Here is a 15,455-nt window from a genome sequence, read left to right as displayed (position 1 = left end):
GGATCAGAGGTCGCGCAAGAAACGGCGCAGGACCTTTTCCAGTTTCGCAGCGCCTAAGGGGGCCATCGCCTTGGTATGTTCGTGGCTGATAGCCTCGTCGCTCATACCTGCGGCCATATTCGTGATGGTCGAGATGGCAGCGGCGCGAAGGCCTAGGAACCGCGCGAGGATCACCTCGGGCACGGTGGACATGCCAACAGCATCTGCGCCCAGCGTTCGGATTGCACGGATTTCGGCGGGCGTTTCGAACGAAGGGCCAGAATACCACGCGTAGATGCCCTGATGCAGGCTGACCTCTTCGTAGGCGGCCGCAAAGAGGAGCTTTTCACGCAACTCAGGCTCGTAGGCGTCCATCATCGGGACAAAGCGTTTGTCTGAGGGTTCACCGATCAGCGGGTTGAGGCCCGAGAAATTGATATGATCTGTCAGCGCCATGATCGAGCCCGTTGGCATATCGGGGCGCAGCGATCCTGCGGCGTTGGTCGCAATGACCGTATCAGCGCCAAGTTCGCAGAGGACCTCTAGCGGGATGCGCATTTCATCGGGTTTGCCGCGTTCGTAATAGTGCGCCCGACCACCAAAGACCGCAACGCGCACCCCTTCGAGCGTTCCGATCACGAGGTTCGGGTTGTGGCCCGACACGCCCGCGTGAGGGAACCCCGGAAGTTCGGAGTAGGGGATGGCCACGCCTTCGACTGCGCCCGCAAGGTGGCCGAGGCCAGAGCCGAGGATCAGGCCCAGTTTAACGGGTTCTTCGCCTGCGTGGTCGCGGATGATTTTTAGTAGTTTAGCGTTCTTTGACATAGGCTTCTCCGCCCGCGCGTGGCGGGATGGCTTTGCCGACGAAACCAGCAAGCACGATAACGGTCAGGACGTAGGGCAGGGCGTCGAGGACTTGGGTTTGGACGCGGATACCAATGGCCCGCTCAAGGATGTCTGGGCGAATAGCGAGGGCCTGCAGGTAGCCAAAGAGCATTGTTGCCCCCAGTGCCTGCCACGGACGCCATTTCGCAAAGATCAGCGCGGCGAGGGCGATATAGCCACGACCCGCAGTCATTTCACGGACAAAGCCCGCTTGAAGCCCAGTAGACAGGTAAGCACCTGCAAGGCCGCAGAGCACGCCACAGATGATCACAGCCGAATAGCGCATGCGGTAGACCGATATACCAGCTGTATCCACTGCGCCTGGGTTTTCGCCAACAGCGCGAAGGCGCAGGCCGAAACGGGTGCGGTAGAGGGTCCACCAAACGAGGGGAACGATCAGGATGCAGAGGTAAACAATGATCGTGTGACCCGACAGAAGTTCGGAATAGACCTTCATTGGTAGGTCCGCTTTGGCGATGTCGCGGATGCGGGTCAATGCGCCTGGGAATTGGATCGACTCAAAACGGGCAGCACCCGATAGCGACGGCGTGCGACCACCTTCGCCGAACCATGCTTGGGCGGCAACGACGGTAATACCTGAGGCGAAGAAGTTGATCGCAACGCCAGAAATCAGCTGGTTCCCACGGAACGTGATCGAGGCGAGCCCATGCAAGAGCGACAAGACCACCGAGGCCATGATCCCAGCAATCAACCCGAGCCAAACGCTGCCCGTGGTAAAGGATACGCCAGCCGCGAGGAAGGCTGAGATTAGCATCTTGCCTTCGAGGCCGATGTCGAAAATGCCAGCCCGCTCAGAAAAAAGACCTGCAAGGCATGCCAGCAGCAACGGCACGCCAAGGCGCACAGTGCCGTCCAAAACTGCAATGTCGAAAAACGCGAGAAGATCCATCAGTTTGCCCCCTTACGGCCAAACGCCACGAAGAGTTTTTCGATTGGCATGCGCACCATGTTGTCGAGCGCGCCTGTAAATAGGATGACCAGTGCTTGGATCACAGTTACCATCTCCCGTGGGATGCGCAGTTCGGCAGAGAGTTCTGCGCCGCCTTGATAGAGGATGCCGAATAGGATCGCTGCAATCAGGATGCCGACGGGGTGGTTGCGGCCCATCAGCGCCACAGCGATGCCGATAAACCCTGCGCCCTCAACAGCGTTGAGAACCAGACGTTCCGCCTCGCCCATAACGTTGTTGATGGCCATCATGCCTGCCAAACCTCCAGAGATCAGCATTGCTATCATGATGATCTTCGTTGGTTTTATGCCTGCATATTTCGCCGCGCTTTCGCTTTCGCCAAAGGCGCGGGTTTCGTAGCCGAGCTTGGTTTTCCAAATCAGCGCCCAGACAAACACGCAGGCCAAAAGCGCGATGATCAGGGCAAAGTTCGCAGGGCCGCGGTCCGAGAAACTGATGCCAACTGCGCCTAGGATGGCTGAGAGGTTAGGGAGGTGCATTGTCTCCGCAAATGACGGAGTCGCAGGTTCCATTCCACCTGCCTTGATCGGGCCATTCAAGAGAAAGTTCAGCAGCGGGTAGGCCATGTAGTTAAACATGATCGTGGTGATCACGATGTGGCTGCCGCGTTTTGCTTGAAGGTAGGCAGGAATTGCTGCCCACGCCGCACCAAAGACCGCCGCAGCAACACCGCCGCCAATCAGCGCGAGCGTCCAATGCGGCCACGAGATGTAGAGGCAAGCGAGCGCTGCACCAAGGCCGCCAATATACGCCTGACCCTCGCCGCCGATGTTGAACATTCGGGCATGATAGGCCACTGCAACAGCAAGGCCCGTGAAGATAAAGTTTGTCGCGTAGTAGAGCGTGTAGGACACGTTCGCACTATTGCCCAGCGCGCCTTTGACCATGATGCCGAGCGCATCAATCGGGTTGTGCCCGATCGCCAAAATCACGATGGCAGAGATGATCGCGGCCAAGACCAGCGACAATACAGGGACAAGGACCACATCGGCCCAGTTCGGCATCTTTTGCATCAGGCGGCATCCCCTTGAACACCAGCCATTAACAGGCCGAGTTCCTGAACATTGGTATCTTGCGGCAGGCGTTCGCCCATGATCCGCCCGTCAAACATCACGGCAATCCGATCAGAGAGCGACATGATCTCGTCTAGCTCGACTGACACGAGGAGGATCGCTTTGCCTTGGTCGCGCAGGGCCACGATTTGTTTGTGAATGAATTCGATTGCGCCGATGTCGACGCCACGGGTCGGCTGACCGATCAGCAGCACATCTGGATTGCGTTCGATCTCACGCGCCACAACGATCTTTTGCTGGTTGCCACCAGAGAAGTTCTTGGCGGCCAACAGCGGGTTCGGCGGCCGCACGTCGAAACGTTTCATCTTTTCGGCGGTATCGGCCTTGATCGCAGCGTGATCCATAAACAGGGCGTTTTTCTGGTAGCGCGGGTCGCTGTGATAGCCGAATGCCGTGTTTTCCCACGCAGAGAAGTTCATCACCAAACCTTCGCGCTGACGGTCCTCTGGCACGTGAGCGATGCCCCGTTTGCGGCGACTTTGTCCGTCGGAGTATTTACCCGTTAGGTCAATCGGTTGGCCGTTCACTATGATGGTGCCCGTGCCCTTTTCATAGCCACCCAGTACTTCGAGAAGTTCAGACTGACCGTTCCCCGCAACGCCCGCGATGCCGAGGATTTCGCCCGCGCGGATATTGAAGGATACGTTTTTGACACGATGAACGCCCTGCGCATCGGTGACGTTCAGGTTCTGCACATCGAGGATCACGTCACCCGGTTTTGCAGGAACCTTATCGACCTGAAGCAGAACCTTACGGCCTACCATCAGCTCAGCCAGTTGGGCGGGATCGGTTTCTGCGGTTTTGACGGTTGCTGTCATTTCACCGCGCCGCATGACCGATACCGTGTCTGTAATCTCCATGATTTCCCGTAGCTTATGGGTAATCAGTATGATCGTTTTGCCTTCTTCACGAAGACGACCAAGGATGCGGAATAGCTGGTCCGCCTCAGCAGGGGTCAGAACGCCCGTCGGTTCATCGAGGATCAGGATATCGGCCTGACGGTAGAGCGCCTTGAGGATCTCAACACGTTGCTGCATCCCGACGCCGATCTCTTCGATCACGGCATCTGGGTCTACGTGGAGTTCATATTCTTCGGACAGTTGCTTTAGCTCTTTGCGCGCTTTGGTCAGAGACGGGCGCAGCAAAAATCCGTCCTCAACGCCCAAGATGACGTTTTCGAGGACGGTGAAATTCTCAACCAGTTTAAAGTGCTGGAACACCATCCCAATCCCAGCAGCAATCGCTGCCTGACTATCAGGGATTTCGGTCTTTTGCCCGTTGATGAACACCTCGCCCGCATCGGCCTTGTAGAACCCGTAAAGGATCGACATGAGCGTGGATTTGCCTGCGCCATTTTCCCCAATGATCCCATGGATCGTTCCAGGCATAACGCGAATGGAAATGTCTTTGTTTGCCTGAACTGGCCCAAAGGCCTTGGAAATTCCGACGAGTTCGATGGCAGGTGCAGGTGCGGTCATTCTCTGTCCCTCGGGCAGATAGAAAAGCCGCGCCGGATAATAACGGCGCGGCCCAATATGCGTGGATCGTTCGACTTAGAAGTCGAGAACCGGGCAGGTTTCGTCCGACATGTAGTCGTGAACGACCAGTTCGCCCGATGCGATCTGAGCAGAAGCCGCTTCGACCGCTGCTTTCATTTCATCGGTGATCAGTTCTGCGTTGTATTCGTCGAGCGCGTAACCAACGCCACCGTTCGACAGACCCATCACGTTAAAGCCTGCTTCGAGGTCCGCACCAGCGGTGAACGCATCGTAAACAGCGTTATCAACGCGTTTCATCATCGAGGTCAGAACGGAACCCGGGTGCATGTAGTTCTGGTTGGAGTCGACGCCGATCGAATAGACGCCTTGGTCAGCTGCGGTTTGCAGAACGCCAACGCCAGTGCCGCCAGCAGCAGCGTAAATCACGTCAGCACCTTGGCTAATCTGAGCGAGGGTGAGTTCCGAACCTTTTACCGGATCGTTCCATGCGGCAGGGGTGGTGCCAGTCATGTTCGCGATGACGGTCGCGTCAGGGTTCACAGCAAGTGCACCTTGAGCGTAGCCACATGCGAATTTGCGGATCAGCGGGATGTCCATGCCGCCGATAAAGCCAACGGTGCCATCTTCGGATGCCATCGCAGCCAGCATACCAACGAGGTAGGAACCTTCGTGTTCGTTAAACACAACCGACTGAACGTTCGGTGCATCAACAACCATGTCGATGATCGAGAACTTCAGGTCAGGGTATTCAGGTGCAACAGCTGCCAGCGGGGTTGCCCAAGAGAAGCCAGCCATAACAATCGGGTTGTTCCCGTCTTCAGCAAAGCGACGGATCGCCTGTTCACGCTGTGCGTCCGAGGTGATTTCGAATTCAGCAAAGCTACCGCCGGTTTCTTCGGCCCAGCGGGTTGCGCCGCCGAATGCTGCTTCGTTGAAGGATTTGTCGAATTTGCCGCCAAGGTCAAAAATGATTGCCGGATCAGCCAGCGCAGCGCCTGCGGACAGAGCAAGGGCAGCAGATGCGCCGAGGAATTTTGTGACGAGGGTCATTTAGTATCTCCCAACTGGTTTTGCCCCGGAGCCGCAGCGGCCCGCGTGGGCGGACATCTCTCGTGTCTTTTGGAATTAGGGCTATTAACTCTCTGGGGGTCAACCGGATTCTCACGTCACTTGGTGTCACTTTGATCAGATGATCAATAAATTAGCGTTGTGAGAGCGGTAATTGGAGCAAAAGCGCGTCAATCCGCGCACCGTCGGGTGTTCTGTAGTAATCTTTACGAAATCCCGAATCGACGAAACCGACAGAGCGGTAAAGCCCGATGGCTGTTGCGTTATTCGCTGCAACCTCAAGAAACATGTTTTCTGCCCCTCGCTCTTTTGCCGTGTGGAGCGCGAGTTCCAGCAGTCTGCGCCCTTCACCTGTGCCGCGCGCAGAGGGCGCTACGCAGATCGTCAAAAGTTCTGCCTCGTCCAGAACGATGCGGATTACGGCAAATCCGTTCTCTGACGTGATACATGTCGTGAACTTGTCGTCCATCATTCCGCGCAGTTCATCCGCAGACCACGGTCGTGGCGTCGAAAAACACTCCGCGTGAATTTGGGCGAGCGCGTCGGCGTTCACGTTAAGATAACCGGTGCGGGGTCGCGTGGCGGCGCGGCATCCGCTGCCCGCACATAGAGCGGCGCAGGACGCGGTTGCTGCTGACTCAAACGCTCTGCCGCGACGCGGGCAATATTCGCAGCGTGATCGGCAGCACTCAGTGTGGGCGCGAGAGGCCCGTCGATTTGATGATCCGCAACGACGATCATTTTGGGTGCTTGCGGTCCATCAACGGTGAAATGCTGGAGGTATGCGCTCCCTCTCGGGGCGTCGATCAGTGCGGCAATGGGGAGGGGCAAGCCATGCGTCAGCGCTTCAAACCCATTCACTCCAATTGCGGGAATCGACAGGCCGAGGGCCAGACCACGCGCCGCTGAGACGGAAATCCGAATACCTGTGAAATTTCCAGGTCCAGTGCCAACGCCGATCGCATCCAGATCGGACCATGATAGCCCTGCGTTCGACAGCACCTCGGTCAGCATCGGCATCAAATGCTCTGCCTGACCTTTGGCCATTTCGTCGATGCGAGTGGTGATCGTGCCACCCTGTAACAAAGCGGCGGCGCAATGCGCCGCCGATGTATCAAATGCCAGTATCGTCGGTGACTTAGGCAGCAACGGGGCGCACCTCGAGCACTTCGGGGATGTAATGGCGCAGCAAGTTTTCGATGCCCATTTTCAGGGTCAGGGTCGAAGACGGGCAGCCTGCGCATGCACCCTGCATGTGCAAGTAAACGATGCCGCGATCAAAGCCATGGAACGTGATGTCGCCGCCGTCTTGAGCCACCGCAGGACGCACACGAGTGTCGAGCAGTTCTTTGATCTGGTTGACGATATCGGTGTCTTCTTCGCTGTGGTTGTCCGCGTGACCGCCAGAGCCTTCGCCGCTCATCACGGCAGCGCCCGACTGGAAGTGTTCCATAATCGCGCCAAGGATCGCTGGCTTGATGTGGTCCCATTCAACGCTATCGGATTTGGTCACGGTTACAAAGTCGGTGCCAAAGAACACACCGCTCACACCGTCGATTCCGAAAATACGGGAAGCAAGCGGGGATTGTGCAGCCGCGTCAGCGGTCGGGAAATCAGCGGTGCCAACTTCGAGAACGGCCTGACCAGGCAGGAATTTCAGTGTCGCCGGGTTCGGCGTGGATTCGGTCTGGATAAACATGGAAGCCAACCTTTTCTGTCGGACTTACATATCTGCCCTCAGGGCATCGAAGTCAAGGTTTAGAATGGTTCTAAATGTTTTCGGGGCCACCCTTAGGCGACCCCGCAAGAGAGACACTGGTCTAACTTAGTTGTTCACATAAAGCGTCTTGGTCGCGAGCTCTTGGCCGCCGACTTTCAGGACTGCGATCAGTTTGGACGCGGGGTAGTTCGTAACGTCGACCTCGGTGTTGATGTTGCCGCCGGCTTTGACTGTCTCGGTGCCGAGCAGGCGCCCTTTGACGCTGCCGTCGAAGTCATAGACTTCGATGACACCATCTGCAGGGGAATTCACGTAGCCAATCGTGAGGTCACCGCTGTCTTTCACCGCGTTCTGCACGCCAAAGTAAGCGTCAGCCGCAGAAGCAGAGGTTGCCGCAGCAAAAGTTGCAGTCAGCGCGAGGGCAGCAAGAGTTGTTTGTTTCAGCATTTCAGTCTCCAGTTTTATTATTGGCCAACACCGTGCTGGCCGTTTGTGAATTGGAAACTGTGCATTTGCGCTGAAGTTGAAAAGCCTTTGATAAGTCACATTAAAATGAGGGCGGGTGAGCGACGGAAAGCATTGAATTCCACGTTGGGTGCGACGTCCGTTGAACGTTGCAGAGGTGGGTGTGCATTGATGTCGCAAAAGGGGGACTTTGGTGCATTTTGATATGGTGACCTCTGCAATTCAGCCCTCTGTCCGATCACAGGCGCCAGCCGTCAAAATGAGAAAATAAAAAAACCCGCGTTCATCACGCGGGCTTCTCACATTTGATTTTGGGTTTTGCCCCTGCGTTCAAGTGATCGCTTCGAGCTTTTCTTTGCTCAAATCACCGGGCACGACGGTGATCGGAATCGGCAAGCTCCCAGATTGACGCGAAAGCTGCGTCACCAATGGTCCCGGTCCCTTTTTGTCGTTCCCCGCACCGAGGACGAGAACGCCGATGGACTGGTCCTCTTCGATCACGGACAGGATTTCGGTCACTGCTTCGCCTTCGCGGATGATCAATTCGGGATCAACGCCCTGTTTGTCGCGCATCCATTTCGCAAAGACCTCGAAATGGGCGACAATCCGTTCACGCGCTTCTTCGCGCATAATCTCTCCCACACCGATCCAGTGATTGAATTCTTCGGGTGCGATGATCGACAGGATCGCAACCCCAGCACCTGTATGAGAGGCACGCATCGCGGCAAAGCGCATCGCGTTCAAGCATTCACGGCTATCGTCCAAAACCACAAGAAACTTACGCATCGGATCCCCCTTTGGCGGGATATTGACGCAATGGCTGGGGCGAGGCAACGACTATCGCTGATCGAAAGAAAGGCGCGTCCGGCTGGGGAGAACCGGACGCGCGCAACTTTACCGACTGGGACGTGTCGGCTGACACCATGCGGCCAGGACAAATGACGCACGGTTGAACCCAGGATGGGGTGAGTTCGATTCAATAATGTGACGTTGGGTCAACGTTGGTGTCGCCGTAGCGACACCAGCTGTGGGTTGTTACCCGCGCAAAAGACCGACGATATCGTAGGTCTGTTTCAGGATCGGCTGCGCGATTTCGCGTGCGCGGTCAGCGCCACGGGTCAAAATGCGATCGATCTCTGCGGGATCGTCCATCAGACGTTTCATCTCGGTCGAAAACGGCGCGAGCTTTTCAACAGCCAAATCTGCGAGGGCGGGTTTGAATTTGCCCCAACCTTCGCCACCGAACTCTGCAATCACTTGTTCGTTGGTTTGATCGTTCAGTGCAGCGTAGATATTAACCAAGTTCCTCGCCTCTGGACGCTCAGCCAGACCTTCGACGGTTTCTGGCAGGGCTTCGGCATCGCTTTTGGCTTTCTTGAACTTCTTTGCGATGGTGTCGGCATCATCGGTCATGTTGATGCGTTCCATATCGCTCTCGCCCGACTTGGACATCTTTTTCGACCCATCGCGTAGGTTCATGACGCGCATGGCGGGGCCTTCGATGACGGGCGTGGTTTCGGGGAAGAAATCCACCTTGAAGTCGTGGTTAAACTTTTTCGCGATGTCACGGGTCAGTTCGACGTGCTGTTTCTGGTCCTCGCCCACTGGAACGTGGGTCGCGTGATAGAGCAGGATGTCAGCCGCCATCAACGACGGATAGGCATAGAGGCCAAGCGATGCTTTTTCCGCGTCTTTGCCCGAACCTGCTTTGTCCTTGAACTGGGTCATGCGGTTCATCCAACCGACGCGGGCCACACAATTGAAAATCCAACCGAGCTCGGCATGGCCAGATACCTGCGCCTGATTAAAGAGGATCGACTGTTCAGGATCGATACCAGAGGCGAGGTAGCCAGCAGCCACTTCACGTGTCGCATTTGCCAATTCTTTGGGGTCTTGCCAGACGGTGATCGCGTGGAGGTCCACCACGCAATAGATCGTCTCGAACTGGCCGCCCTGCATATCCACAAACCGCTTGATCGCGCCGAGATAGTTGCCAAGGGTCAACCCGCCCGAGGGTTTGATGCCAGAGAACACACGTGGTGTGAATTTGGTATCGGTCATCGTCAAACCTTCCGGGGCTGGATTAAAAGTCGGCGAAGGCTTACCGAGGGGGGCAAGTCCCGTCAATGCGAAGCGGGCAGATAGAGGCAAGGAAGACAGAGATATGGAACGCGAAAGCCTGTTGAACGACATTCCGAACACCGCTGCAGTGCTGGCGTTGTTGATCGCTGGCGTGGAAATCCTGATGCAATTGGCAGGGTCGGGGGTCTTAGCGGGGGCGGCTGGGATCGGCTGGCGCGCGGATACAGTCACAGATTTCGGCTTCTTCCCTGCCGTTCAGCACGAGATGTTTACGCGTGGGCTATTCGTGCCTGAGTTCCTCTGGCGCTACGTGACCTATCCCTTCATCCATTCAGGCTTCACCCACGCGTTTTTCGCGATGGCGATCGTTTTGGCCTTGGGTAAATTTGTCGGTGAACGCTGGCACTGGGCGTCGATGCTGTCTGTGTTCGTCGTCCCCAGTATCGTGGCCGCGATGGTGTTTGGTGCGGTGGCCCCTGAAAACTGGCCGCTCTATGGCGCTTACCCTCCGATCTACGGCCTGATCGGTGCATTTTCCTACATGATGTGGATGCGGCTCGGCCAAACGGGGCAAAATCGTTGGCGTGCATTTTCGATGATCGGTGTGCTTTTGATCATTCAGGTCATGTGGGGCCTGATGCTCAAGATCTTTGCAGTGTTGGGCATGGGTGGGGATGCCACGCCGATGGTGTTTTACGTGGGCGTCGCCGATATGGCTGGATTCTTTGCGGGGCTTTTGCTGTCGCCGCTCGTTGGTCCGGGCGGATGGGCTGCCTTCGTCAACCGCATCCGCCAGCGCAGCGATTAACCGCGTTTCATCGCACGTTTGAACTCTGATAGTTTGAATGCGCCTATCATTTGGCCGCTGATGAAATAGGCGGCCATGCCGATGGTAACTAGCACCAAAAGTGCGAGATAGCGCCAGAGTGGCAGGCCGAGAGCAGGCGTTAGCACCACGGCTGCGAACCAAAGCACAACGCCCATCATTACAGATGCTGCGCAAATCCGCCAAAAACGGCTCTTGAAACGGTCATCAAAGGTGGCGGCTTCGCCCATGCTGCGGGATTTCACCCAGAGGAAAACGACAGTCGCCCAGCCAGACAAGGTGGTACCGATGGCGGCAGCAATAAAGCCGATGTACGGCATCAGGCCAATCGCGACCGTGGCATTCACGATCAGGGACACAAGCGCGATATAAAACGGACGGCGGGTGTCTTCGCGGGCAAAGAACAATGGTTGCAAGGCTTTTTGCATTACAAACCCAGGTAGGCCGAGGCCATAGACCGCAACCGCGATTGCTGTTGCCATCGTATCATCTGTACCAAATGCACCGCGTTGATAGAGCACTTGAACCAGCGGGATCGGGATCACCATCAAAGCGACCGCCGCAGGGATCGTCAGGGCCAGAGACATTTCACACGCACGGTTGAACGCATCACGTCCGCCTTCAGTGTCACCAGCGCGCAAACGACGTGACAGGTCGGGCAAAAGAACAACGCCAATCGCGATGCCGACAACGCCCAAGGGCAGCTGATACAGACGGTCCGCATAAGACAACCACGCTACAGCGCCGTCATAAAAGCTCGCCACCTGACGACCGACCAGCAGGTTGATCTGCACCACCCCGCCCGCCAGTGCGGCAGGGGCCGCGATAATCGCGAGACGCTTTAGGTCTGGCGTCATTTTGGGGCGGCTGAAAGTCAGCGTGAAGCCCGCCTTTTTCGCAGCAACCCAAACCAGTGCCATTTGCCCGATCCCAGCAAAGGGAACGGTCCACGCCAATGTATCCCCAATCGGCCACCCCATGATTGTTGCGAGGATCATCGCACTGACGAAAAAGATGTTCAGGAACACAGGTGCGGCAGCAGCGGCCGTGAACCGACCGATAGAGTTAAGAACACCCGACAACAGTGCGGCGAGGGAGATGAACAGGATATAGGGGAACGCGATCCGACCGTATAAAACCGCGAGGTCAAACCGCTCGTCCCCTTGAAACCCAGAGGCCATCGCCAGCACGAGCCACGGCATCGCGACCATCGCAACCACGGTAAAGACGATCAGAACGCTCGCCAGACCTGTAAACGCGTCATTGGCAAACTTCGCCGCGTCTTCGTCGCCTTCAACCTTTTTGGAAAACATCGGCACAAAGGCCATGTTGAACGCCCCTTCGGCAAAGAACCGACGGAACACGTTTGGCAGCGAAAACGCGATCAGAAACGCCTCTGCCACGGGGCCCGTGCCCAGATAGGCCGCGATCATGATATCCCGCGCGAACCCCAAAACACGAGAGAGCAGGGTCCACAGTCCAACCGTCAGAAAGCCGGAAACAAGGCGAATGGGTTTCATTTAGAAGTCCAAAAGTAAAATTCCCCGCCTTCTAGCATGAATGCCGATTGGAATGTCAGGCCAATCTTAGTGAGGAATGACAATCTCGATCTCGGTACGCACGAGAGACCAGTTTTCGACAATGGCGGTGAGGTCGGTGGGGCGTTGGATACGGCTTAGTGAAATACCCCAACGCCTCTGGTCGTTGACGTCATATTGCGCCCAGAATTTGAATAGATCGAAATAACCGAGTTCAGCGTTCGGGTCGAAGGTCAGTTGGGGAAAAGCCTCTGCTAGATAGTCCGCTGCGGCCAATTCGAATTGCGCTCGGTCCTCGTCATTCAAGAGGTGTTCACCCTCGAAGACAGCGCAGCGCGAGTGCTGAACTTCTGCAAAAGTTTTCGACGCGCCGTCCCAGATCATCTCGGGTTCCCCCGTGCCCTCGAACGCGTCTCGCGCAGCATCAGACACGAAATCCCCGTCATAGGCGGATCGGCAGACCCGATCAAAATGCGCAATCATGGCCTCGACGCGATGAGCGCTTTGATACGCAGATCGCGCCACCATCCCGATCGATAGCCCCACGGCGATCACCGCTAGGACTTTCGCATATCGCATCAGTTTACCTTCGCCCGCTCCACGCCCTGAATAATTGCCTCGCGCAACTTCTTTTCAAGCGCCTGTCTGCGGCTCTCTTGGTGGAATTTCAGGCCGAACATGTCTTTGACGTAGAAGGTATCGACGACCTGTTCGCCATAGGTCGCGATCACGGCAGAGGCGATGTAGACGTTGTTCGCAGCAAGCGTGCGCGTGAGGTCGTGCAAGAGGCCCGCGCGGTCACGGGTATCCACCTCGATGATCGTGTAGAGGTCCGACCCTTCGTTATCAAAGGTGATATGGGTTTGAACGCGGAAAGCCTGCTCGCGCTTCTTGATCTTGTCTTTGTCTTTGAGCGCCTCGCGGGTGATGACCTCCCCTTTGAGGGTGCGTTCGATCATCTGGCGCAGGCGCGGCATGCGAGCCTTTTCATAGGGGTGCCCTTCGGCATCCTGAATCCAGAAAATCGCCGTCGCGTAGCCGTCTTTGGACGTATACGTGCGCGCATCCACAACGTTCGCCCCAACGAGAGCCAGCGCACCCGTCATACGGCTGAACAGACCTGGGTGGTCGGCCATGGCGAAACAGGCGCGTGTCGCGTCGCGGTCGTGGTCCAGCTCCATATCGATGCGGATTTCGACGTCCGAAATGTCACGAAGCAGTTTCGCAAAGACAACCTGCGCCGACGCAGGAAGGCCCTGCCAATAGGGACCATAATGCCGACCCAATTCGGTCCGGACATCTTTGCTGTCCCAATCTGACAATGCCTCGCGTAGTGCTTTCTTGGCTTCGTTTTCACGGGCGTCGCGGTTGATCTCTTCCATCCCGCTTTCCAGCGCGATTTTGGTCAACTGGTGCAGGTCACGCAGCAGCATGGCCTTCCAGTTGTTCCACGTTCCGGGCCCAACGCCGCGAATATCGCAGACGGTCAGAACGGTCAGTAGATCGAGCCGTTTGACCGACTTCACCGCCTTTGCGAAATCGCGCACGGTGCGCGGTTCGGACAGATCGCGCTTTTGCGCGGTGTCGGACATCAAAAGGTGATACCGAACAAGCCATTCAACTGTCTCTGACTCTTCTTTGGTCAGACCCAGACGCGGACAGATCTTGCGGGCCATTTGTGCGCCGAGGATCGAGTGATCTTCGGGACGGCCCTTGCCGATGTCATGAAGCAGAAGCGCGACATAGATAACCTTGCGGTTCACACCTTCCTGGAGAATGCCAGAGGCGACGGGCAGCTCTTCGACCAATTCACCACGTTCAATCTGTGCGAGGTGGCTGATACATTGGATGATATGCTCATCCACAGTGTAGCTGTGATACATGTTGAACTGCATCATCGCGACGATCGGTGCGAACTCGGGCAGGAATGCAGCCAGAACGCCCAATTCGTTCATCCGACGCAGCGCCCGTTCGGGGTTCCCGTGCTTCAGCATCAGGTCGAGGAAAATGCGGATTCCTTCTTTGTCGTCGCGGACGCTGTCATCAATCAAATCGAGGTTCGCTGCCAAAAGGCGCATGGCATCGGGGTGCAGCAGGGTGCCGGTACGGAGCGCCTCTTCAAAGATGCGCAGCATGTTCACCTTATCGGCAAAGAACGCCTGTTCATCGGCGACCGTCAGACGGTTCTGTTTGATCGCATAGGGGGGGCGGGCCTTGCGACGGCGGGTCAGCAACCGTTGCAACATTGGCTCTGGTTTCGCGTGCTGGGCCTCAAGCGCGGTCAAGAAGATGCGAGTCAATTCGCCTACGCGCGTCGCGTGGCGGAAATAGTCCTGCATAAAGTGTTCGACGCCGCGCCGACCTGCGCTGTCGTGGTATCCCATGCGTGTTGCCACTTCGACCTGTAGGTCAAAGGTCAACTGGTCCATTGCTCTGGCGGAAATCAGATGGAGATGGCAGCGGACGGCCCACAGGAATTCTTCTGCCTGTAAGAATGTCGTGTATTCCTCAGCTGTGAACACGCCACAATCCACCAGTTCTGCCGTGGTCTGCACCTTGTTCACGTATTTCGCAATCCAGAACAAAGACTGCAAATCGCGAAGCCCGCCTTTGCCCTCTTTGACGTTCGGTTCGACCACATACCGCTGCCCACCCTGTTTGCGGTGGCGTTCGGCACGTTCTTCTAGCTTAGCTTCAACGAAATCGGTGGCGGTGGTCGAAAACAGTTCGCTCCAGAGTTTGTCATTGAGCGACTTCGCCAGATCGGCATCCCCATCGAGGAACCGAAATTCCACCAATGACGTGCGGATGGTGTAATCCTCACGGGCAAGCCTGAGACAGTCTTTGATCGTGCGGCTCGCGTGTCCGACCTTCAGGCGTAAATCCCACAGCATGTAGAGCATGGACTCGATCAGGCTCTCCGCCCAAGGGGTGATCTTGTAGGGCGTGACGAAGAGTAGATCGACGTCCGAATGGGGCGCCATTTCGCCCCGCCCGTAGCCACCCACTGCCACAATAGCGAGCCGTTCCCCATCGGTGGGAGAGTTCAGTTTGTGCAGCCGTGTGCGAGCAACGTCATAGACGGTTTTCACCAGATAGTCGGTGAGCATCGTGTAGGACCGCGTCACGGGGCGGGCGTCAAATGGGCGCTCAACGAACGCAGCCTCAATCGCAGCCACACCTTTCTTGCGGGCTGCGATCAGGACGTCAACCACCGCCTTGCGGATCGCCATTGCGTCCGTGAGGTCGGCCAATTTCGCGTCGATTTCTGCCTGAACGGCAAGTTCGTCAAAAATATCTACCGCAGCGCAAATTAGCCCTATGGCAGA

General features: G+C 56.7%; 15 protein-coding genes. 1 reads left to right on the top strand and 14 read right to left on the bottom strand.

What is annotated here, in order from left to right; translation table 11 throughout:
- Positions 1–3: 3 nt before the first annotated feature.
- The 11 genes from BSK21_RS11375 to trpS all read right to left on the bottom strand — a co-directional run bounded on the left by BSK21_RS11375 (position 4) and on the right by trpS (position 9,741).
- Positions 4–804, bottom strand: coding sequence for a purine-nucleoside phosphorylase (locus BSK21_RS11375; RefSeq protein ID WP_067550670.1), 801 nt, complete (start codon positions 802–804; stop codon positions 4–6).
- The gene (locus BSK21_RS11370) at positions 788–1,774 is read right to left on the bottom strand and encodes an ABC transporter permease (protein WP_067550669.1); all 987 of its coding nucleotides are present in this window, start codon (positions 1,772–1,774) and stop codon (positions 788–790) included. The genes BSK21_RS11375 and BSK21_RS11370 overlap by 17 nt, the downstream gene beginning before the upstream one ends.
- Positions 1,774–2,868 carry an ABC transporter permease gene (locus tag BSK21_RS11365; RefSeq protein WP_067550668.1) on the bottom strand — a complete coding sequence of 365 codons (1,095 nt, stop codon included), beginning with the start codon at positions 2,866–2,868 and terminating at the stop codon, positions 1,774–1,776. Before BSK21_RS11365 ends, BSK21_RS11370 begins: the two co-directional genes overlap by 1 nt.
- Positions 2,868–4,406, bottom strand: coding sequence for an ABC transporter ATP-binding protein (locus tag BSK21_RS11360; RefSeq protein WP_067550667.1), 1,539 nt, complete (start codon positions 4,404–4,406; stop codon positions 2,868–2,870). Before BSK21_RS11360 ends, BSK21_RS11365 begins: the two co-directional genes overlap by 1 nt.
- Positions 4,407–4,481: 75 nt before the next feature.
- Positions 4,482–5,477, bottom strand: a complete 996-nt coding sequence (locus BSK21_RS11355; RefSeq protein WP_067550666.1) for a BMP family protein — start codon at positions 5,475–5,477, stop codon at positions 4,482–4,484.
- A gap of 151 nt (positions 5,478–5,628) precedes the next feature.
- Positions 5,629–6,048: a ribosomal protein S18-alanine N-acetyltransferase gene (gene rimI, locus BSK21_RS11350; RefSeq protein ID WP_067550665.1), complete on the bottom strand. Its 420-nt coding sequence runs from the start codon at positions 6,046–6,048 to the stop codon at positions 5,629–5,631.
- Entirely contained in the window at positions 6,045–6,641 is a 597-nt protein-coding gene (tsaB, locus tag BSK21_RS11345; protein WP_067550878.1) for a tRNA (adenosine(37)-N6)-threonylcarbamoyltransferase complex dimerization subunit type 1 TsaB, read from the bottom strand. Before tsaB ends, rimI begins: the two co-directional genes overlap by 4 nt.
- The gene (locus tag BSK21_RS11340) at positions 6,634–7,194 is read right to left on the bottom strand and encodes a NifU family protein (protein WP_067550664.1); all 561 of its coding nucleotides are present in this window, start codon (positions 7,192–7,194) and stop codon (positions 6,634–6,636) included. The genes tsaB and BSK21_RS11340 overlap by 8 nt, the downstream gene beginning before the upstream one ends.
- 126 nt (positions 7,195–7,320) lie before the next feature.
- A complete protein-coding gene (locus BSK21_RS11335) occupies positions 7,321–7,662 on the bottom strand; it encodes a hypothetical protein (RefSeq protein WP_067550663.1) in 342 nt (113 codons plus the stop codon).
- Between the two features lie 348 nt (positions 7,663–8,010).
- On the bottom strand, positions 8,011–8,466 hold the full coding sequence (locus BSK21_RS11330; protein WP_067550662.1) for a universal stress protein: 456 nt from the start codon (positions 8,464–8,466) through the stop codon (positions 8,011–8,013).
- Between the two features lie 249 nt (positions 8,467–8,715).
- A complete protein-coding gene (gene trpS / locus BSK21_RS11325) occupies positions 8,716–9,741 on the bottom strand; it encodes a tryptophan--tRNA ligase (RefSeq protein ID WP_067550661.1) in 1,026 nt (341 codons plus the stop codon).
- A 103-nt stretch (positions 9,742–9,844) separates the two neighbouring features.
- Here trpS and BSK21_RS11320 point away from each other — a divergent pair, with 103 nt between their 5' ends.
- Complete coding sequence (locus BSK21_RS11320) at positions 9,845–10,570, top strand: rhomboid family intramembrane serine protease (RefSeq protein WP_067550660.1); 726 nt, start codon at positions 9,845–9,847, stop codon at positions 10,568–10,570.
- Here BSK21_RS11320 and murJ read toward each other — a convergent pair.
- The 3 genes from murJ to BSK21_RS11305 form a co-directional block, all read right to left on the bottom strand.
- Positions 10,567–12,108: a murein biosynthesis integral membrane protein MurJ gene (gene murJ / locus BSK21_RS11315; RefSeq protein ID WP_067550659.1), complete on the bottom strand. Its 1,542-nt coding sequence runs from the start codon at positions 12,106–12,108 to the stop codon at positions 10,567–10,569. The genes BSK21_RS11320 and murJ overlap by 4 nt on opposite strands.
- Before the next feature lie 66 nt (positions 12,109–12,174).
- Positions 12,175–12,705 (bottom strand): hypothetical protein, encoded by a 531-nt coding sequence (locus BSK21_RS11310; protein ID WP_067550658.1) that lies wholly within the window; start codon positions 12,703–12,705, stop codon positions 12,175–12,177.
- Positions 12,705–15,449: a [protein-PII] uridylyltransferase gene (locus BSK21_RS11305; RefSeq protein ID WP_232230459.1), complete on the bottom strand. Its 2,745-nt coding sequence runs from the start codon at positions 15,447–15,449 to the stop codon at positions 12,705–12,707. Before BSK21_RS11305 ends, BSK21_RS11310 begins: the two co-directional genes overlap by 1 nt.
- Between the last annotated feature and the right edge of the window lie 6 nt (positions 15,450–15,455).

Origin of the sequence: Marivivens sp. JLT3646 (assembly GCF_001908835.1) — a bacterium.
Lineage (GTDB): Bacteria > Pseudomonadota > Alphaproteobacteria > Rhodobacterales > Rhodobacteraceae > Marivivens > Marivivens geojensis.
Note: the sequence above shows the minus strand (reverse complement) of the source record. Positions and strands in the feature narration are given on the sequence as shown.

Bases quoted from the DNA above. Each gene is read 5' to 3' on its own strand.
- murJ (WP_067550659.1), bottom strand. From the start codon at position 12,108: ATGAAACCCATTCGCCTTGTTTCCGGCTTTCTGACGGTTGGACTGTGG.
- BSK21_RS11320 (WP_067550660.1), top strand. From the start codon at position 9,845: ATGGAACGCGAAAGCCTGTTGAACGACATTCCGAACACCGCTGCAGTG.
- BSK21_RS11375 (WP_067550670.1), bottom strand. From the start codon at position 804: ATGTCAAAGAACGCTAAACTACTAAAAATCATCCGCGACCACGCAGGC.
- BSK21_RS11310 (WP_067550658.1), bottom strand. From the start codon at position 12,705: ATGCGATATGCGAAAGTCCTAGCGGTGATCGCCGTGGGGCTATCGATC.
- BSK21_RS11360 (WP_067550667.1), bottom strand. From the start codon at position 4,406: ATGACCGCACCTGCACCTGCCATCGAACTCGTCGGAATTTCCAAGGCC.
- trpS (WP_067550661.1), bottom strand. From the start codon at position 9,741: ATGACCGATACCAAATTCACACCACGTGTGTTCTCTGGCATCAAACCC.
- BSK21_RS11355 (WP_067550666.1), bottom strand. From the start codon at position 5,477: ATGACCCTCGTCACAAAATTCCTCGGCGCATCTGCTGCCCTTGCTCTG.
- BSK21_RS11365 (WP_067550668.1), bottom strand. From the start codon at position 2,868: ATGCAAAAGATGCCGAACTGGGCCGATGTGGTCCTTGTCCCTGTATTG.
- BSK21_RS11335 (WP_067550663.1), bottom strand. From the start codon at position 7,662: ATGCTGAAACAAACAACTCTTGCTGCCCTCGCGCTGACTGCAACTTTT.
- BSK21_RS11330 (WP_067550662.1), bottom strand. From the start codon at position 8,466: ATGCGTAAGTTTCTTGTGGTTTTGGACGATAGCCGTGAATGCTTGAAC.
- BSK21_RS11340 (WP_067550664.1), bottom strand. From the start codon at position 7,194: ATGTTTATCCAGACCGAATCCACGCCGAACCCGGCGACACTGAAATTC.
- BSK21_RS11370 (WP_067550669.1), bottom strand. From the start codon at position 1,774: ATGGATCTTCTCGCGTTTTTCGACATTGCAGTTTTGGACGGCACTGTG.